The sequence below is a fragment of the Pseudomonas sp. microsymbiont 2 genome (assembly GCF_054788395.1).
This window is the reverse complement of the sequence record NZ_CM139112.1, coordinates 4,767,120-4,785,738: the sequence shown is the minus strand read 5'-3', so window position 1 is coordinate 4,785,738 and position 18,619 is coordinate 4,767,120. Positions and strand designations below refer to the sequence as shown.

Here is an 18,619-nt window from a genome sequence, read left to right as displayed (position 1 = left end):
GCCATAAATTTTTTGTTACCGACACCGGAAACCACCCTTGGTCGGCTCAAGGCAGGGCCAATTGCCGTCATTGATGAGAAACATTACTATTCGCGACCTCATCTGCCTCCCTGACGACCCCGAACGTGTCCGGACACAAAGGCTTTCTCGACCACTACCATGAGCTGATCGGCACCTGGACGCGCAAGCTGCGCAGTCGTCAGCAGGCCGAGGACCTCACCCATGATGCCTTTGTCCGGGTTCTGGAAAACCCGAACGAACAGGTCGAGCAGCCGCGTGCCTACCTGCACCAGACCGCCCGTAACATCGCCGTCGATGGTTTTCGCCGCGAGGACCGTCGCCAGGCACTCGAACTGGAGGTGTTCGCCGACGGCGCCGCCATTGGTTCCGACCCGGAGGCCTACGTGCATGCCCTGGAACTGGCCGACAGCGTCGAGCGGGCGTTGGCCGAGTTGCCGCTCAACTGCCGCCGGGTGTTCATCTGGCAGAAACTCGAGGGCCTGACCCAGGCCGAGATCGCCGAGCGCATGGGTTTGACCAAGAACATGGTCGAAAAGTATATGATCCGCACGCTCCGACATCTGCGTGAGCACCTGGATGTGTCGGCCAGATGAGTCAGGAGACCCCATTGATCAGACAGCACGCGCCCGACCCCGTGGGCGAGCAGGCGGCCAGTTGGTTCGCCCAGGCCCAGGAGGCGCCGCATGACAGCGCCGTGCAGCAGGGCTTGCAGGCATGGTTGGCGCAGCACCCTCGCCATCGCGAGGAATACCAGCGCCTGGTACAGCTGTGGCGCGCCGCCGATTTCATCCCCCGACAACGCCTCGAAGCGCTGTGCCAGCCCGAGCCGGTGCGCCAGCTTCCACGCCGCCGCCTGCTGCGCCAGGCCTTGGCGGCCGGTGTAGCGGTGGCCGCGCTGGGGCTGGGCTGGGCAGGTTGGCAGTACCAGCAGCTCAACCATCAGGACACGTTGACTACGGCCCTGGGCGAGCGGCGTCAGGTCGAACTGCCGGACGGTTCACGGCTGGAACTCAACAGTGCAACCCAGGTGCAGGTGATGTTCTCTGCGGGGCGTCGCCATGTGCGCCTGGGGGCGGGCGAGGCGATGTTCATCGTCGCCCACGACAGTGGCCGGCCATTCGTGGTGAGCACCGCCCAGGGTGAAGTCACCGTCACCGGCACCCGTTTCGATGTGCGCCAGGAACCGACCAGCACCCGCGTGGCGGTGGAGCAGGGTTCGGTGAAGGTGCAGGGCGCAGCCGAGTCGCTGGCGCTGCTCGGTGCCGGGCAGGGCTCGCATATCGACGCCCAGGGCAAGGTCGCCGCGCCCTATGCAGTCGACGCCAACGCCGTGACCGCCTGGCGCCAGGGCAAGCTGGTGTTCGACAACGCCCCGCTGAGCGAAGTAGTGGCGGAGGTCTCGCGCTACCGCGCCCATCCCCTGCATGTGGCACCCGGCAAGGCCGCCGCGCTGCGCCTGTCGAGCACCTTCAGCACCGACGACCCGGACGCGCTGCTGCGGGCGCTGCCGAGCATCCTGCCGGTGCGGGTGACGACCCGTCCGGACGGCTCCAGCGAAATTGTTCTGAAATAAATTCAGGTTTTTTTCCGTTCGTTCGTCTTCCCCGCCAGCTGCAACTGCCAAGCATTTCCATTTGCATGCGGTTGGCGTTTATCCCGACTCTCAGGACCCCTCGAAGACGTGAACAACAATAAACCCCTTCTCCACCTGCGCCGCCTGGCGCTGGCCCTGGCGGTCAGCGCCGCCGCTGGCAACAGCTACGCCGACAGCATCCAGATCCAGGCCCAGCCACTGGCGGGCGCGCTCAAACAGCTAGGCCAGCAGACCAACCTGCAACTGTTCTTCAGCCCCGAACTGGTGGACGGCAAGCAGGCCCCGGCGGTGTCCGGCAACCTGGCGCCGGAGCAGGCGCTGCAGCAGCTGCTGCAAGGCAGCGGGCTGACCTTCGAGCAATCCGCGGACACCGTGGTGGTCAAGCCGGCTCAACCTGCGGGCACCTTGACCACCGGCAGCCTGGAGCTGGCGCCCACCGATGTGAAAGTGGTCGGTGACTGGCTGGGCGACGCCCAGCAGAGCGTGGTGCAGAACCATCCCGGCGCCCGCACCGTGGTGCGCCGCGAAGCGATGGTGGAAAAGGGCACGATGAACGTGCGCGACGCCCTGCGCGGCATCCCGGGTGTGCAGGTGCAGGACTCCAACGGTACCGGTGGCAGCGACCTGTCGCTGAACGTTGGCGTGCGCGGCCTGACGTCGCGCCTGTCGCCGCGCTCGACCGTGCTGATCGACGGCATTCCGGCGGCCTTTGCCCCCTACGGCCAGCCGCAGTTGTCGATGGCGCCGATTTCCTCGGGCAACCTCGACAGCATCGACGTGGTGCGCGGCGCCGGTTCCGTGCGCTATGGCCCGCAGAACGTCGGCGGGGTGATCAACTTCGTCACCCGGGCGATTCCCGAGAAGGCCACCGGCGAGCTGTCGACCACGCTGGAGACCTCGCGTCATGGTGGCTGGAAACACACCGAGTCGGCCTTCGTCGGTGGCACCGCCGACAACGGTATCGGCGTGGCGCTGCTGTACACCGGCGTGAACGGTGACGGCTACCGCAGCAGCAACAACGACAACGATATCGATGACGTGATGCTCAAGACCCACTGGGCCCCGACCGATGTCGACGAGTTCTGGCTCAACTTTCACTATTACGATGGTCGCGCCGACATGCCCGGTGGCCTGACCCAGGCCCAGTACGACCACGACCCCTTCCAGTCGGTGCGCGACTACGACTACTTCAGCGGTCGGCGCAAGGATGTGTCGTTCAAGTGGCAGCGCCAGATCGACGACGCCACCCAGTTCGAGGTGCTGACCTACTACACCGACAGCTTCCGTGGCAGCGCCATCGCCGCGCGCGACATGAAGACCCTGTCGTCCTACCCGCGCAATTATCACACCTTCGCCATCGAACCACGCCTGTCGCGGATCTTCTTCGTCGGCCCGACCACCCAGGAAGTCAGCGTCGGCTATCGCTACCTGAAGGAGGCCATGCGCGAGCAATCCACGCGCCTGGCGTTGATCGACAACGTGCCGACCGTCACCCCGACCTCCGACGGCCATGTGTTCCAGGACCGCAGCGGCGGCACCGAGGCCAGCGCCTACTACATCGACGACAAGATCGACGTGGGCAACTGGACCATCACCCCCGGCATTCGTTTCGAGCACATCAACACCGACTGGCGCGACCGCCCGGTGATGGACGCCAACTACCGCCCGGTGCCGGAGAAGAACCGCAGTATCACCAGCAACGAGCCGCTGCCGGCGCTGAGCGTGATGTACCACATGTCCGACGCCTGGAAGCTGTTCGCCAACTACGAGACCTCGTTCGGCAGCCTGCAGTATTTCCAGCTTGGCCAGGGTGGCACCGGCAACAGCACGGCCAATGGCCTGGAACCGGAGAAAGCCAAGACCTATGAAGTGGGTACGCGCTACGACAACGGCGGTTTTGCCGGTGAGTTGACCGCGTTCTACATCGACTTCGACGACGAACTGCAGTACATCAGCAACGACGTCGGCTGGACCAACCTGGGGGCGACCAAGCACCAGGGCATCGAAGCCTCGGTGCGCTACGACCTGGCCGGGCTCGACCCGCGCCTGGAAGGTCTGTCGGTCAATGGTGGCTACACCTATACCCGCGCTACCTATGAAGGGGAGATTCCCGGCTTCAAGGGCCGCGACCTGCCGTTCTACTCGCGCCAGGTGGCCACTGCCGGGCTGCGTTACGCCGTCAACCGCTGGACCTGGAACCTGGACGCCTACGCCCAATCCAAGCAGCGCGCGCCGGGGACCGGAATCAATGCCAATGGCAGTTTCAACGGTGACTACATCACCGAGCCGAGTGCCGACGGGCAGTATGGCGACATTCCTGGCTACGTGACCTGGCATGCCCGTGGCGGCTATGACTTCGGGCCGCAGCTGTCGAACCTGAAGCTGGCGGCGGGGGTGAAGAACCTTTTCGACAAGCAGTATTTCACCCGCTCCAGCGACAACAATGCCGGGATCTATGTGGGTGAGCCGCGTACCTTCTATGTGCAGGCCAGCGTAGGGTTCTGATTCGAGATTGCCGGGGCCGCTGTGCGGCCCATCGCGACACAAGGCCGCTCCTACAGGAGATCGCATTCCTCTGTAGGAGCGGCCTTGCCGAGGCGTCGGACCGGTCGGAAAGGGGCGCAAAGCGCCCCCGGCTTTCTATCAGGAGGTCACTGCTTCGGCAGGCGACACGATACTGGTCTTCGCCCCCCGCGAGCGCCCGGAACTCAGGTACGCCGCAATCGATTCCTGCGTCACCTCGCCCAGGAACACCTGCCCGGCATCCAGCACCGGCAACCACGCCCGGTTGAACTCGTACATCCGCGACAGCAGGATGCGCAGGTGCTCGTCATGCGCCGCGGTGGCATTGAACGGCCGCAGGAAATCCCCGCACGTCCCCACCTGGCGGTGCATGTCGCGCCGGCGCACATAGCCGAGCGCCTTGTTCTGCCCATCGGTGACCACCACGTAGCGACGGTCATGCTCGTCCAGCAGTTCCAGCGCATCGCTCACCGGCGTTTCCGGGCTCACCGACGGCGCGTTGTCCGCCGCATCCTCGGCACGTACCAGCAGCAGCCGTTTCAGCGTACTGTCCTGGCCGACGAAGTTGCTGACGAAGTCATCCACCGGATGGGCCAGCAGGGTGTCCGGATGATCCAGCTGCAGCAACTTGCCTGCGCGGAAAATGGCGATCTTGTCGCCCAGCTTGATGGCCTCGTCGATGTCGTGGCTGACCATGATCACGGTCTTGTTCAGCGCGCGCTGCATCTCGAAGAACTCGTTCTGGATCATCTCGCGGTTGATCGGGTCGACCGCGCCGAACGGCTCGTCCATCAGCAGCACCGGGGCCTCGGCGGCCAGGGCGCGGATCACGCCGATGCGCTGTTGCTGGCCACCTGAAAGTTCGCGCGGGTAACGCTGCAGGTACTGCTTGGGTTCGAGCTTGATCATGCTCATCAGCTCGCGGGCCCGGTCGTGGCAACGCTGCTTGTCCCAGCCGAGCAGGCGTGGGACCACGGTGATGTTCTCTTCGATGGTCATGTTGGGGAACAGGCCGATCTGCTGGATCACATAGCCGATGTGGCGGCGCAGGGTGACCTCGTCGAGGCCGCTGGTGTCCTCGCCGTTGATGAACACCTGGCCGGAGGTCGGGGTGATCAGGCGGTTGATCATCTTCAGCGTGGTGCTCTTGCCACAGCCCGAGGGGCCCAGGAACACGCAGATCTCGCCTTCGTTGACGGTGAGGCTGACCGCGTCGACGGCTTTGACGTCCTTGCCGTTGACGTTGAAGGTCTTGCTGAGGTTCTTCAGTTCGATCATGAGCGCAGTCCTTCTGGAGTCAGGGCACGTTGCAGGGTTTGCAGGAGCAGGTCGGCGATGATCGCCAGCAGGCTGACCAGCACGGCGCCGACCAGCAGCATCGACATGTCGCTGCGGCTGATGGAGGTGAGGATGAGCACGCCCAGGCCGCCGGCGCCGATGGTCGCGGCGATGGTCATCACGCCGATGTTCATCACCACGGCGGTGCGCACGCCGGCGAGGATCACCGGCACCGCGATGGGCAGCTCGACCATGCGCAGGCGCTGGCCGAAGGTCATGCCGATGCCGCGCGCGGCCTCACGGATGCCGGGCTCGACGTTGGTCAGGGCCAGGTAGGTGTTGCGCAGGATTGGCAACAGTGAATAGAGGAACACCGCGGTGATCGCCGGCAGCGGGCCGAGGCCCTGGCCGAACTTCGAGTAGAACGGCAGCAGCAGGCCGAACAGGGCGATCGAGGGGATGGTCAGCAGCACGGTGGCGCTGGCCTGCAGGGGCCCGGCGAGGGCCGGGAAACGGGTCATCAGGATGCCCAATGGCACGCCGACGATGATCGCCAGGCCCACGGCGATGCCGACCAGGGTGATGTGCTGCCCGGTCAGTTGCAGGACCTGGGCCCAGTCCAGGTGGGCGAAGGTGTCGAGCAGGCTCATGGCTGTACCTCGCTGTGCGGTGGATGGTCACGCAGGAAGGCTGCGGCGACCACGGTCGGGCTCTGGTGCTCGACGTCGACCTGGGCGTTGAGCCGGCGCATGGTCTGGTCGTCGAGCTGCTCGGCCAGCGGCTTGAGCAGGGTGGCCAGTTGCGGGTGGGCGTCGAGCACCGTCTTGCGCAGCACCGGGGCGGCGGTGTAGTCGGGGAAGTAGTGCCTGTCGTCTTCCAGCAGCTTGAGGTCGAAGGCGCTCAGGCGGCCATCGGTGGTGTAGACCAGGCCGGCGAACACCTGGTTGTTGCGCATGGCGGTGTAGACCAGGCCACCATCCATCTGGCGGATGTTGCGCCGGTCCAGCGGCAGGTCGTACATCTCGCGCAGGCCCACCAGGCCGTCGGGGCGATTGGCGAACTCGGTGTCCAGGGCCACCAGGTGATTGCGGCTGTGTTCGTCACGCAGTACCTGGTTGAGATCGCTGATGGTATTGACCTGCGGGTAGGCTTCGGCGACCTGCTTCGGCAGGCCCAGGGCATAGGTGTTGCTGAACTTCGACGGGCTCAGCCAGACCAGGCCCTTTTTCGCGTCGAGTGCTTTCACCCGCGCATAGGTGGCTGCGGCGTCGGGCATGCGCTCGTCGATATGGTTGTAGGACACCAGCGAGACGCCGGTGTATTCCCACATCAGGTCGAGTTGGCCGGTTTCCTGGGCCTGGCGGGCGATGTTGCTGCCAAGGCCGCTGGTCACGCGCACGTCGAAGCCATTGGCACGCAAGTACTGGGCGGTGATTTCGGCGAGCACGGTCTGCTCGGTGAACACCCGGGCGCCGATACGGATCAGCGGTTTTTCCGCTGCCTGGGCAAATCCTGCGAACAGCAGGACCGCGCCCAGGAACAAGGCGATTCTCTTCTTCATGCTTTCCCTCTTCTTATTGGGCCAGGCCACGTTCCAGCCAGCGCTTGCTGGAGAAACTCACCAGCGCGTCGAGCGCCAGGGCCAGCAGTGCCGTGCATGCGGCACCCAGCAACAGCTGTGGCTGGTTGTTCAGGGCGATGCCGGGAAAGATCAGGCTGCCCAGGCTGTTGGCGCCGATCAGGAATGCCAGCGGCGCGGTGCCCACGTTCAGCGCCAGGGCCACGCGCACCCCGCCGACGATGATCGGCACGGCATTGGGCAGTTCCACCTGCCACAGTTGCTGGCGCGGGGTCATGCCGATGCCGGTGGCGGCTTCCTTGAGCGAGGCGGGGACGTTTTTCAGGCCCTCGTAGGTGTTGCGCACGATGGGCAGGAGGGAGGCGAGGAACAGCGCGAAGATCGCGGGGCCGGCGCCGATGCCCAGGATACTCAGGGCGATGGCCAGGACGGCCAGGGGGGGAATGGTGTTGCCAACGTTGAAGAACTGCATGAAGCGCTCGGCCTTGTCGACCCGGTGCGGTCGACTCAAGGCAATGCCGGCGGGGATGCCCACGGCCAGCGCCGCCGCCATCGAAGCCAGCACCAAGACAAGGTGCGCTTGCAGGTAGAACCCAAGATCGTCGCGGTAGCGGGCGATCGTGTCGATGCCGATCCAGTGGACCAGCAGGGCCAGGATGACGAGCACGGCGGCCCATCCCATCAGCCCTTTTCCGTAGCGTGCAGCCACAGGCGGACTCCTTTTTGTAGTCGGCGCTCGCACTCCCGTGTGGCCGGCCATTCCTGGCGGCGGGCAGTGTGACCGCGAGTAGCAGCCCGATGCGTGGCATCAGGCCATGAGCCGAACCCCGTCGGGCTCGTGAAGCAGGTGAAACCAGCCCTGAACCGAAGCGGGTTGCAGGGGAGTGGACGTCTCCGTGAAGGCAAAGGTTCCCATCTAGGGCGGCATTTGGCCAGTGCTAATCACTGGCAAGATGGAAACGCATCGAGAAAAAAAATCGGATTCATGCGCTCTGGGCGTTGAAAACACTGCTTTGTAGCCATTTGTCGTGACCAGGCTGACGCTTTAGCGATCACTGGCCTCTTCGCGGGTAAACCCGCTCCCACAGGATTCCCACAGCCTTTGAGTCTTGTGCAGCACCTGTGGGAGCAACTGTCTTACGCAATTTTTAGAATCTGGCGCGATCCCTGTGGGAGCGGGCTTGCCCGCGAACACGGGCGAAGCCCGTGCCATCCACCACGGTGTTGGCTTCGCGGGCAAACCCGCTTCCACGCTGATCGCGCAGCGTTCTGGATTTACGTTGTACTTTCAGGTTGCGGCAGCACCAGGTCGCGCCATGATGTGCCCGTTCTGAGCATGGCATTTAGCCGTACGATGAAAGTCCTCATGCAGGCCACGATAGCAACCTTGGGAAGCTTCCCCCGCTCGCGCAGTGACTCATAACGCGCCTTGAGTGCTGGGTTGTACTTCATCGCCACAATGCATGCCATGTACAGCGATCGCCTGACCGCAAATCGCCCACCAGAGATAGAACGCTTGCCCACGGACTTCCCGCTGTCGTGGTTGAAGGGCGCGACCCCGACCAGGGAGGCAATTTCTCTGGATTCAACCCGACCTAGCTCCGGCAGCAGCGCTATTAATTTGCCCGCTGTCACCATCCCAATGCCTTTCACTGTGATCAGATGGGCAACCCGTTCGTCGTTCAGCATCGCGGTTTGCTGTTCGATCTCGCACTCAACCAGTTTGATCTGCGTCTTGAAGTGCTTCAGGTTGGCATTCAGGTAGTTAGCAACTGCAGTCGATTGCACCTGCTTCAGGCGTCGCAGGTCGTCATCTCGTTGTTGAACCAACCGATCACGTTGCTGAAGCAGCTCTCGCAGAAGCGCTCGTTCTGGGCTGACTCGCAGAGAGGGTTGATCTGGAATGACTTCGGCATAGTGCGCCAGAACTTCGGCGTCGATGGCGTCGGTCTTGGCCTTGATGCCCAAAGAGTCAGCGAATGACCTGGCCCGCCTGGGATTGACGCGTATGACCTTGTAGCCAGCGTCCTGTAGAAAACGCATGACATCTCGCTCGTAGCCACCCGTTGCCTCTAGCAGGACGCGCTTGATACTGAGCTTGCGAAGGCTCTTCAGTAGCACCTCAAAGCCTCTCGGATCATTGCTGATATGCAGTTTGATGCCCTGGGGCCGCACCGCAGCATCGAGCGAGATACTGGATACATCGATACCCAAGAAGGAAGCCATCACCAAAACCTCCTAAACTCAACACAGTGAGAGGACTTTGGCTTGGCCCACGCTTGTGATTCGAGATCAGAGCCGCATCCAACTGTTCGGGCTCTCGCCAAAGTGGAACGGTGAATGGCAGCTTGTGCTCCCACGCGTGCTCAAGGCACCTGCGGCATTCAGCTCTTGCCATTCACCGCTCTCACTCCAGATTCTAATCCCACCTCAAGACACAAGCGGGTTTACCCGCGAAGAGGCCGGAACAGGTGCATTGGGTTCAGCAGATTTTGGCCCATGCCCCGACTTCAGGTATGATATCGCCCCTTTTTGAATCCCCAGTCAGGCGATTTCCCATGACCAACCAGGCCGCCGAAGTCGCGAAGCGCCGCACTTTCGCCATCATTTCCCACCCCGACGCCGGTAAGACCACCATCACCGAGAAGCTCCTGCTGATGGGCAAGGCGATCTCCGTCGCGGGTACCGTGAAGTCGCGCAAGTCCGACCGCCACGCCACCTCCGACTGGATGGAAATGGAGAAGCAGCGCGGCATCTCCATCACCACCTCGGTGATGCAGTTCCCCTACCGCGAGCACATGATCAACCTGCTCGACACCCCCGGCCACGAGGACTTCTCGGAAGACACCTACCGCACCCTGACCGCGGTGGACTCGGCGCTGATGGTGCTCGACGGCGGTAAAGGCGTAGAGCCACGCACCATCGCCCTGATGGACGTCTGCCGGCTGCGCGACACGCCGATCGTCAGCTTCATCAACAAACTCGACCGTGACATCCGCGACCCGATCGAGCTGCTCGACGAGATCGAAGCAGTGCTGAAGATCAAGGCCGCGCCGATCACCTGGCCGATCGGCTGCTACCGCGACTTCAAGGGCGTGTACCACCTGACCGGCGACTACATCGTCGTCTACACCCCAGGCCACGGCCACGAGCGCACCGAAGCCAAGATCATCCAGAACCTGGACTCCGACGAGGCCCGTGCGCACCTGGGCGACCAGTACGACTCGTTCATCGAGCAACTGGAGCTGGTGCAGGGTGCCTGCCACGAGTTCAACCAGGACGAGTTCATCAACGGCCAGCTGACCCCGGTGTTCTTCGGTACCGCATTGGGCAACTTCGGCGTCGACCACGTGCTCGACGCGGTCGTCGACTGGGCGCCGCGCCCGCTGGGCCGCGTGGCCCACGAGCGGACTGTGGAGCCGGTGGAAGAGAAGTTCACCGGCTTCGTGTTCAAGATCCAGGCGAACATGGATCCGAAGCACCGCGACCGCATCGCCTTCATGCGCATCTGCTCGGGCAAGTACGAGAAGGGCATGAAGATGCGCCATGTGCGCCTGAACAAGGACCTGCGCATCGGCGATGCGCTGACCTTCTTCTCCTCCGAGCGTGAGCAGCTTGAAGAAGCCTTTGCCGGCGACATCATCGGCTTGCACAACCACGGCACCATCCAGATCGGCGACACCTTCACCGAAGGCGAGGCGCTGGGCTTCACCGGTATCCCGCACTTCGCCCCGGAGCTGTTCCGCCGCGTGCGCCTGAAGGATCCGCTGAAATCCAAGCAGCTGCGCCAGGGCCTGCAGCAGCTGGCCGAAGAGGGTGCGACCCAGGTGTTCTTCCCTGAGCGCAGCAACGACATCATCCTCGGTGCGGTCGGCGTGCTGCAGTTCGACGTGGTCGCCAGCCGCCTGAAGGAAGAGTACAAGGTCGAGTGCGCCTACGAGCCGATCACCGTCTGGTCGGCGCGCTGGATCAGCTGCGACGACAAGAAGAAACTCGAGGAATTCCAGAACAAGGCCATGGAGAACCTGGCCATCGACGGTGGCGGTCACCTGACCTACCTGGCCCCGACCCGGGTCAACCTGTCGCTGATGGAAGAGCGCTGGCCGGACATCAAGTTCCGCGCTACCCGCGAGCATCATTGATTAAAAATTGGGGCAGCGTGAGCTGCCCCAATTTTTCTAGTTGTCGCGTGCCTTTGCTCCGCGTACGAACTTCATTTTTAACGCTGATTTATAGACACGTCCAGCTCTCCACTTGGATGTATCTTTGGCTGTTTGCTCAAAGAACCCCATCTCTTTCATGGTTCTTAGTGCTGATTTTATTGATTCCTCAGTGATTGTTTCACCGATTTCAGTGTGAATTTTTTGGGTGAGCAACTCAAGCGAGAAAGGAGTTGCTTTTCCTTTGAGCGATTCTAAAAGAAGATTTACTTTTGTTCTGTTTTGATCAGGGTCAGAGTCAAGTGTAATGGCGTGCGCCAACTCTTGCCTTGCATCATTTATGAACTCTTTTGCAGCATTATCGTAGGACTCAAAGATTGCGGATTGTTCAATCCTTCTATTAAGGTCCAATGGATTTTGGATTCTCGAAAGCTGGCTGAATAATGAGGTGGTGAAATCCAAGAAAAGGCGTGGATAGAATGTGGCTAATTGTTCGTTGTCCTGTGATGATGCATCCCGGAAGTAAGTCTTTATAAATGTTATGGTTTTGATGTTGCTTCTGCGAAGGTTGTCAGGAAACACTTTCAGGAGGAATGCTTCGCACTCGTCAGTAGGGAGTTTTCCTAGGCAAATATCATGTTTGCGTTTTTCAATGTCAATTATAGTGTCGTGGAACATGGTTTTGGCCACAGGGTTTGCGGCAATACATGCAAGGGCGTAGTTCATCTGAGCTTGTTCATCCCAGTAGAGGTCAATTTTTCTACCAGATGTTTGTTGTTCAATGTTTTGACTGCCGATAGCTAAGTCAATTCGGATGAATAGCCTGACGGATAGGCGCTGGCGGAACTCGCTACTGTTCTGTATGGTGTTCATGCAGCGCAATGCACCCTCAACAAAAAGTCTAAGTTTGGTAGAGGGGACTGCAGTTTCAAGGCCATCGATGAGAAGAGTGATTTTTCTGCTTTTAAGCTTGTCAGAAACTTGCATTGAATTGGCAATGCTCAACAGGTCATCTGTTGGCATGCGTGCGTAGTCTTGAATGAGTGACTTATATTGTGAGTTAGAGCGCTCCGCCTCAAGTCGTGCAGAAACGAGGGCCCACCAAAATGCTTGGTAATTCTCTCCGAGCTTGCCTAGCAATGTGTCTATCACAGGATCGCTGCTATTAGGGACATTGTTGTCAACTTCGCCATACTCACTTGGTGCCAGAAGGGGCAAGCCTATACCTCGCTCAACCGACTCTTTGAATAACCGGCTTTTCCCCGTCCCCTTCCTGCCAAAAATGTAATTGAGATTAGAATCCTGTTGCAAAATGGCTCTTGTCATTTCAGATTCGACAAACCAAGTCTGATCAATAATGCCAGATGCAGAGCTTAATCTCTGTGAGGTAGGAGTGAGCAATTGGGGCTTTTCTGCAGGTTTATTTAAGCCTAATATCTCTTTCAGCTGACTGAGCGCATAAATGTTATCTGTCTGAAGTTGAGATATTTTAGGTAGGGTGCTGTTAAAAAACGCTCTATCATACATCCAGGGGATGTAGTAGCGTTCAAGCTCATCAGTTGGGAGAGGATCGGGGTCCTCAGCTCCAGTGGCTAAGGTTTCGGATAGAATGTCTAGAAGTTTTTCCTTGAATTCGGCTTCTGATTCCGTAGTGCTACCTTTCTTCTTAAGGTTGTCAATGGAAAAAGATATGAAAGCGCCTGGGTTTAGTGGGTTGAAGGAAAGAAGAGTTCTTATTCCGTGCATCCAAGTAGTCTGATTGTCCGGGCGGCTGAAAATAACGGAGGGGCCGGGAATCGTGCTGACAATGGGAATTACAGATGTGGTTGTGCCGGTTCTATGGTCGACAAGTACTGTATCAAATTCACCGTTTACTACTTGTTCGATGCTGAATATTCTTTTGAAAATGTTGGCGAGAGTGGCTGGGTCGAGAGTGCAACGCAATGAAAATGCTTCATAGTCCATTTCCCAAGCTTCATCGGTTGGACGACAACCAATGAAGTATACACCTGGAATTGTAGGGTTGGAGGTATAGCTTGGTTCTATTGCCCAGCCAGCATAACCCATTAGTGAGTTTTCGATATTGATCTCTTCAATTCCAAAAATGGTATGAAGTGTTGGGGCCTCAATGTCGGCATCAATCACCAATACTTTGTGACCATTGTCGGCAAGATCTCTCGCAAGGGCACCTACGACCGAGGAACGTGCTTGGCCGCCCTTTTGTCCGTAAAAGTGAATTACATTCAAGTGGTTAGTGATATCGTGCTTTATGTTTTCTTTAAAGCATGAGTTGTGCTGCGACAGCCAGTGATTGTTCGAATCGCTTTTTAGAATGAAATTATATTCTTCAGTTTCGCTGTCGGAAATAAGTAAAAGTTGAGAGGCGCTACTTGAAATTATGCGATTAAGTTCGTCTGCGTTTAACTGGCACTTGTCTAGCAGTCTCGATAGTCGCGTGTCGTCATCAGCGTCCAGAAAATCTTGGCTTGTGACTGCAATATAGACTGTTGGAAAGTTAAATCTAATCACAGCCTCATTGTAATGCTGCTGAATTTTTAGAAAAAGTTCCGACAAAGTCTTCATATTGCATATCCAAGTTGTTTAAGTGTGTGTATCGTGCTTTTTATTTTATTATTTAGATGTATTAGTTTTGAGTTGTCTGTATGAAGACTGTGCCAGTCACCAGTGAATCGAGTGTAACGAATATTTGGATAAGAGCCGTGAGGTAAGGGCTTTGTGCCTTTTGTTGACTCAACTTGAATGTCGGTGAAAGCAGATTTTAACTCTGTGATTCTGCTATTTAGTGCCGAGGCTGCTGGAGAGCCAGCTGATGTTTTTGATAGATTCTGTAATTTTACTATGATGTCGTGGCTTTTTAATGGTTTGATGTGTGCCAGTTTCAACTCAATTGCGATCATTCGACAGTAGCTTTCAAGTAGGGCGCTTCCGCAATTAAATCCAAGTTTAAATTCTGTTATATTTCTATTGTGGTGCATGAGTGACATCCCATTCATTCATGAAAGCAGATTGCTAATGGTACCCCTATTTTCAATCGCTGCCAAATGAGTCGCCGGAGTGATGTGTTTTAGTCTTAGGGTTTGTACGAAAAGTCGCCGAGCGGCGATCAGGCAAGGCGAAAACAGGCGAGGAAGCGGAGTTTACTGGTTGTAAATGAGCATTCCGAGCCTGTTTTCAACGCAGCATGATCGTCGCGCAGGCACTTTTCGTACAAAGCCTAGGTGCTTAGTCTTGGGGGAGGTGGTGCGGGTTAATTTGAGTCTAAGCTCTGTGCGAAAAGTTTTGTGGGAGCGGGCTTACCCCGCGATAGGCCCGATCAGACAACATCACTGTCTGATCGGGCCTATCGCGGGGTAAGCCCGCTCCCACGCAGTTTCTAATTGCCTGCTTTTATGCTGGTCCAGACCCGCGTCCTGATCCGGTCGATCTTCGCCGGCATCGCCTCCAGGGCATACAGCTTGCCCATCACATCCGCGCTCGGGTAGATCATCGTATTGCCCTTCATCGTCGGGTCCACCAGCGCGTCAGCCTGCTGGTTGCCATTGGCGTACTGCACGAAGTTGCTGATGTTCGCCATCACCTCCGGCTGCAACAGGTAGTTCATGTACGCGTAACCCGCCTTCTCGTTGGGCGCATCGGCGGGCATGGCGACCATGTCGAACCACATCGGCGCGCCTTCCTTCGGAATCGAATAGCCCACCTTTACCCCGTTCTTCGCTTCGTCGGCGCGGTTCTTGGCCTGCAGCACATCGCCCGAGAAACCCACCACCAGGCACACGTCGCCATTGGCCAGGTCGCCGGTGTACTTCGAGGAATGGAAGTAGCTGATATACGGGCGCACCGTCATCAGCAACGCCTTGGCCTTGTCGTAGTCCGCCGGATTCTGGCTGTGGTGCGGCAGGCCCAGGTAGTGCAGGGCGATCGGCAGCAGCTCGGGGCCGTTGTCCAGCACCGCCACGCCGCAGCTCTTGAGCTTGGACAGGTATTCGGGCTTGAAGAACAGGTCCCACGAATCGATGGGCGCGTTGTCGCCGAGCACCGCCTTGACCTTGTCGATGTTGTAGCCGATGCCGGTGCTGCCCCACAGGTAGGGGAAGCCGTACTGGTTGCCCGGGTCGTTCACCTCCAGCGCCTTGAGCAGCACCGGGTTGAGGTTCTTCCAGTTCGGCAGCTGCGACTTGTCCAGCTTCTTCAGGGCCTTGCCCTGGATCTGCCGGGCCATGAAGTGGTTGGACGGGAACACCACGTCGTAACCGGAGTTGCCGGTCATCAGCTTGCCGTCTAGGGTCTCGTTGCTGTCGAACACATCGTAGGTGGGCACGATGCCGGTGGTTTGCTGGAACTGCTTCAGGGTGTCCGGGGCGATGTAGCTCGACCAGTTGTAGATCTTCACCGAGTCGGCGGCGCCGGCAACGCTTGCGGCCAGCATCAGGGGAGCGAGAAGGAGCGTGCGCATGTCGGGGGTACCTTGCTTTGTCTGTTGTTATCGAAGGCAGGCGATCAGCGGATCAGAAAATCAGTACGTAGGTCTTGCGCACGGTCTCCTGGATATCCCAGGTGCCGAGGCTGTTGGCCGGTAGCATCAGGGCGTCTCCGGCTTCTATGACCAGGGGCTCGCCACCGTCGGGCGTGAAGGTGCAGCGGCCCTTGATGAAGTGACAGAACTCCTGCTGCACGATCTGCCGGCGCCAGCGCCCCGGGGTGCACTCCCAGATCCCGGTCTCGACGCCGTCACTGCGTTCGACGCAAGTGACCGAGGTGACCGCGACCGGCTCGCCGAGGGGCACGGCGACCGGGTTGGAGCTGTCCAGGATGGCGCTGTCGGTATGCTTGAACTGGGTGATGCTCATGACCGGTGGATCCTGTGTGGTGATAAAGGGAAGTCAGTGCATGAAACCTTCCATGAAGTCGGCCAACCCGCTGGCCAGGCGCCGCCGCCAGGGGGCGCTGGCCGGGTTGGCGAGGGTCCGGTCCTCGTGGACGAAACTCTGGATGATCGCGTTGTAGCCCAGCCAGCGGCAGGGCTCCGGTGGCCAGCTGGCCAGGCTCGACAAGGGGCGGTTGTCGTGTACCCAGGGTTGGGCGGTGAGTTCGTTGTGCTGGCCGAGGATCAGCGCGGCCAGGGTGCGCCCACCCAGGTTGGTGGCGCCGACGCCCTCGCCGCCGTAGCCACCGGACAAGGCGATGCCGCGCTGGCGATCGCACAGCATGTGCGGGCGGAAGCGCCGGGCCATGCCCAGGTTGCCGCCCCACGAGTGGGTGATGCGCACATGCTTGAGCTGGGGGAACAGTTCGCCGAACAGGTAGCGACGTAGCTCGACCTCGTTGTCGGTCAAGGTGAAGTCTTCGCGCAGGCGGCCACCGAAGCGGTAGCCGCCACGGGCGCCGAACACCAGGCGGTTGTCGGCGCTGCGCTGGCCGTAGGTGACCTGGCGGCTGTTTTCGCTGAAGGCCTGGCCCTGGCTCAGGCCGATCTGTTCCCAGGTCGACTCGGGCAGCGGCTCGGTGGCCACCAGCAGGCTCTGCACCGGCAACTGGTGCCGCCCGAGCGGTGGCAGGCTGGCGGCGTAGCCTTCGACGGCAGGCACCACCCAGTGGCTGCGGATGCGTGCCAGCGGGGTGCGCACTTCGCCGCTCTGCCAGTCGATGGCCGGGGTGTTCTCGTAGATCGGCACGCCCATGGCCTCCACCGCCCGCGCCAGGCCGCGCACCAGTTTGGCCGGTTGGATCGTGGCGACATGCGGGCTGTAGAGGGCGCCATAGGGGTTGCTCACCTTCAACTGGGCATCCAGCTGCTCGGGGCGCAGCCAGCGATAGTCGTCCTCGTTCATGCCCTGGCGATAGAGGTCATCGAGCCAGGCGCGCAGGCTGCGCTCCTGCTCCGGGTAGCGGGCGGCGCAGTACAGCACCCCGCCTTTGCGGTAGTCGCAGGCAATGCCTTCGCGCAGCAGCACGTCATGGACTTCGTCGGGGATGCCGTGCAGCAAGTCGATGCTTTCGCGACGCTGCTGCGGCGACAGTGTGGCGAGCAGGCGGTCCTCGCCCAGCAGGTTGCCCATCAGCCAACCGCCGTTGCGCCCGGAAGCGCCGAAACCGGCGATGTTGGCCTCGATCACGGCGATGTTCAGCTGCGGCGCCTGACGCTTGAGGTAGTAGGCGGTCCACAGGCCGGTGTAACCGGCGCCGATGATGCACACATCGAGGTCCAGGTCCTGGCGCAAGGCTGGGCGAGGGCACAGCGGCTCGTCGAGCTGGTCCATCCACAGGCTGATCGTGCGCAGGGCTTGCATCGGGTCGGGCTCCACATCCGCTGGGGTCTGTGGGCGATCCTAGTGAAGCGCGGGCGGGGCTGTCTTACGTGCGTGCACGCAGGGAAATCTGTTTGAGGTAGGCCTTGGGCGACAAGCCGGTGTGCTCGCGAAAGCATTTGTAGAAGGCCGACAGCGAGTTGAAGCCGGCATTGAAGGCCAGTTCGTCGATGGGGGTGCGCACACTGGCGTCGCCAAGGCTGGCCATCAGGTGCTGCAGGCGTGCCTGGTTCACGTAACGGTAGAAGCTTTGCCCGAGCACCTGGTTGAGCAGATAGGAAATCTGGTTGCGGCTGTAGCCACTCTCGTCGGCGACCTGCTGTAGATCGAGTTCTGGGTCGAGGTAGGGGCGCTGGCCTTGGAAGTAGTGCTCCAGGTCCTGGGCCATGGTCGACAATTGGCGCGGTGACAGGCCCAGGCGGCTGGTGGCTGGGCGGGGACCGCCCGGCAGGCTGGCGCTGCCGCCCTGGCGCACCAGGGTGGCGTATTCGTTGACCCGCCAGATCAGCCCGTCCTTGACGGTGATCGCTTCGCTGGACTGGAATGCCACCAATCCCTCGCCACCCTGGACCGTGACCTGGTACTGGATGAACGCGGTGCAGCCGTCGACGCGGATGCGGTCGCTGTGCACGATGTCCTCGCCGGCTTCATGGGGCAGGCAGGCGCGCACGTAGTCGCGCAGTTCGGCGAAGCCGAGCACGCGGTTCTGGAAGAAGTCGTGGTACTGGATGTCCGGGTGGTACAGCGCCATGACGCCGTCCAGGTCGCGATGCTTCCAGCACAGGTGGTAGCGCATGACGGTGTCGGCGGTGAGCGGGGTTTGCCCGGGGCCGTCGGGGAGGGGAGTGGCGGTCATGGGCGTGATAGTGCATTGCAGAAAACCCAGGCGCAAGGCTGCGGATCCGGCATATTGCACGGTTTTTTCAAGCGCTTATCGGCTAAGGGCTTGATTCATATGTATGTAATTTTTTGATACAGCTGGCATGGGGGCTGCACTTCCTTTGTTCAACACCGAACGAGGAGAACGGCCATGCGCTCGATACTGCTGTGGATGATTGGGGTGCCGATTCCGGTGATCATCCTGATTTGGTTCTTCATGCATTGAAGCAATCGCGGGGCAAGCCCGCTCCCACGAGGC

The 18,619-nt window shown here is 60.1% G+C and carries 15 protein-coding genes; 4 read left to right on the top strand and 11 right to left on the bottom strand.

The window, feature by feature from the left end:
- The first annotated feature begins 125 nt into the window (after positions 1-125).
- The 3 genes from ACYUME_RS21600 to ACYUME_RS21590 all read left to right on the top strand — a co-directional run bounded on the left by ACYUME_RS21600 (position 126) and on the right by ACYUME_RS21590 (position 4,120).
- Positions 126-614: a sigma-70 family RNA polymerase sigma factor gene (locus ACYUME_RS21600; protein WP_279885281.1), complete on the top strand. Its 489-nt coding sequence runs from the start codon at positions 126-128 to the stop codon at positions 612-614.
- Positions 615-631: 17 nt separating this feature from the next.
- Positions 632-1,594, top strand: a complete 963-nt coding sequence (locus ACYUME_RS21595; protein WP_460419417.1) for a FecR family protein — start codon at positions 632-634, stop codon at positions 1,592-1,594.
- 108 nt (positions 1,595-1,702) lie between these two features.
- The gene (locus ACYUME_RS21590) at positions 1,703-4,120 is read left to right on the top strand and encodes a TonB-dependent siderophore receptor (protein WP_460416790.1); all 2,418 of its coding nucleotides are present in this window, start codon (positions 1,703-1,705) and stop codon (positions 4,118-4,120) included.
- A 138-nt stretch (positions 4,121-4,258) separates the two neighbouring features.
- Here the strand turns inward: ACYUME_RS21590 and ACYUME_RS21585 are convergent, their stop codons facing one another.
- From ACYUME_RS21585 to ACYUME_RS21565, 5 genes are all read right to left on the bottom strand, one after another.
- The gene (locus ACYUME_RS21585) at positions 4,259-5,416 is read right to left on the bottom strand and encodes an osmoprotectant ABC transporter ATP-binding protein OsmV (protein ID WP_460416788.1); all 1,158 of its coding nucleotides are present in this window, start codon (positions 5,414-5,416) and stop codon (positions 4,259-4,261) included.
- On the bottom strand, positions 5,413-6,066 hold the full coding sequence (locus ACYUME_RS21580; protein WP_460416786.1) for an ABC transporter permease: 654 nt from the start codon (positions 6,064-6,066) through the stop codon (positions 5,413-5,415). The genes ACYUME_RS21585 and ACYUME_RS21580 overlap by 4 nt, the downstream gene beginning before the upstream one ends.
- Positions 6,063-6,977 carry a glycine betaine ABC transporter substrate-binding protein gene (locus ACYUME_RS21575; RefSeq protein WP_460416784.1) on the bottom strand — a complete coding sequence of 305 codons (915 nt, stop codon included), beginning with the start codon at positions 6,975-6,977 and terminating at the stop codon, positions 6,063-6,065. Before ACYUME_RS21575 ends, ACYUME_RS21580 begins: the two co-directional genes overlap by 4 nt.
- 13 nt (positions 6,978-6,990) lie before the next feature.
- Positions 6,991-7,677: an ABC transporter permease gene (locus ACYUME_RS21570; protein ID WP_279807081.1), complete on the bottom strand. Its 687-nt coding sequence runs from the start codon at positions 7,675-7,677 to the stop codon at positions 6,991-6,993.
- A 593-nt stretch (positions 7,678-8,270) separates the two neighbouring features.
- Positions 8,271-9,221, bottom strand: coding sequence for an IS110 family transposase (locus ACYUME_RS21565; RefSeq protein ID WP_460416782.1), 951 nt, complete (start codon positions 9,219-9,221; stop codon positions 8,271-8,273).
- Positions 9,222-9,553: 332 nt separating this feature from the next.
- Here ACYUME_RS21565 and ACYUME_RS21560 point away from each other — a divergent pair, with 332 nt between their 5' ends.
- Positions 9,554-11,137, top strand: a complete 1,584-nt coding sequence (locus ACYUME_RS21560; RefSeq protein ID WP_279885295.1) for a peptide chain release factor 3 — start codon at positions 9,554-9,556, stop codon at positions 11,135-11,137.
- 36 nt (positions 11,138-11,173) lie between these two features.
- Here the strand turns inward: ACYUME_RS21560 and ACYUME_RS21555 are convergent, their stop codons facing one another.
- The 6 genes from ACYUME_RS21555 to ACYUME_RS21530 form a co-directional block, all read right to left on the bottom strand.
- Positions 11,174-13,738, bottom strand: coding sequence for an AAA family ATPase (locus tag ACYUME_RS21555; RefSeq protein ID WP_460416780.1), 2,565 nt, complete (start codon positions 13,736-13,738; stop codon positions 11,174-11,176).
- On the bottom strand, positions 13,735-14,160 hold the full coding sequence (locus ACYUME_RS21550; RefSeq protein WP_460416778.1) for a hypothetical protein: 426 nt from the start codon (positions 14,158-14,160) through the stop codon (positions 13,735-13,737). The genes ACYUME_RS21555 and ACYUME_RS21550 overlap by 4 nt, the downstream gene beginning before the upstream one ends.
- A gap of 389 nt (positions 14,161-14,549) precedes the next feature.
- On the bottom strand, positions 14,550-15,629 hold the full coding sequence (locus ACYUME_RS21545) for a polyamine ABC transporter substrate-binding protein (protein WP_460416776.1): 1,080 nt from the start codon (positions 15,627-15,629) through the stop codon (positions 14,550-14,552).
- Positions 15,630-15,681: 52 nt separating this feature from the next.
- Positions 15,682-16,023 (bottom strand): cupin domain-containing protein, encoded by a 342-nt coding sequence (locus ACYUME_RS21540; protein WP_279806958.1) that lies wholly within the window; start codon positions 16,021-16,023, stop codon positions 15,682-15,684.
- Between the two features lie 33 nt (positions 16,024-16,056).
- Entirely contained in the window at positions 16,057-17,463 is a 1,407-nt protein-coding gene (locus ACYUME_RS21535) for an NAD(P)/FAD-dependent oxidoreductase (protein WP_460416774.1), read from the bottom strand.
- 64 nt (positions 17,464-17,527) lie between these two features.
- Positions 17,528-18,337 (bottom strand): AraC family transcriptional regulator, encoded by an 810-nt coding sequence (locus tag ACYUME_RS21530; protein WP_460416772.1) that lies wholly within the window; start codon positions 18,335-18,337, stop codon positions 17,528-17,530.
- Positions 18,338-18,619 lie beyond the last annotated feature (282 nt).

Excerpts from the sequence above, each read along its gene's own strand:
- ACYUME_RS21585 (WP_460416788.1), bottom strand. The coding sequence starts at position 5,416 with ATGATCGAACTGAAGAACCTCAGCAAGACCTTCAACGTCAACGGCAAG.
- ACYUME_RS21580 (WP_460416786.1), bottom strand. The coding sequence starts at position 6,066 with ATGAGCCTGCTCGACACCTTCGCCCACCTGGACTGGGCCCAGGTCCTG.
- ACYUME_RS21575 (WP_460416784.1), bottom strand. The coding sequence starts at position 6,977 with ATGAAGAAGAGAATCGCCTTGTTCCTGGGCGCGGTCCTGCTGTTCGCA.
- ACYUME_RS21570 (WP_279807081.1), bottom strand. The coding sequence starts at position 7,677 with ATGGGATGGGCCGCCGTGCTCGTCATCCTGGCCCTGCTGGTCCACTGG.
- ACYUME_RS21565 (WP_460416782.1), bottom strand. The coding sequence starts at position 9,221 with ATGGCTTCCTTCTTGGGTATCGATGTATCCAGTATCTCGCTCGATGCT.
- ACYUME_RS21560 (WP_279885295.1), top strand. The coding sequence starts at position 9,554 with ATGACCAACCAGGCCGCCGAAGTCGCGAAGCGCCGCACTTTCGCCATC.
- ACYUME_RS21555 (WP_460416780.1), bottom strand. The coding sequence starts at position 13,738 with ATGAAGACTTTGTCGGAACTTTTTCTAAAAATTCAGCAGCATTACAAT.
- ACYUME_RS21550 (WP_460416778.1), bottom strand. The coding sequence starts at position 14,160 with ATGTCACTCATGCACCACAATAGAAATATAACAGAATTTAAACTTGGA.
- ACYUME_RS21545 (WP_460416776.1), bottom strand. The coding sequence starts at position 15,629 with ATGCGCACGCTCCTTCTCGCTCCCCTGATGCTGGCCGCAAGCGTTGCC.
- ACYUME_RS21540 (WP_279806958.1), bottom strand. The coding sequence starts at position 16,023 with ATGAGCATCACCCAGTTCAAGCATACCGACAGCGCCATCCTGGACAGC.
- ACYUME_RS21535 (WP_460416774.1), bottom strand. The coding sequence starts at position 17,463 with ATGCAAGCCCTGCGCACGATCAGCCTGTGGATGGACCAGCTCGACGAG.
- ACYUME_RS21530 (WP_460416772.1), bottom strand. The coding sequence starts at position 18,337 with ATGACCGCCACTCCCCTCCCCGACGGCCCCGGGCAAACCCCGCTCACC.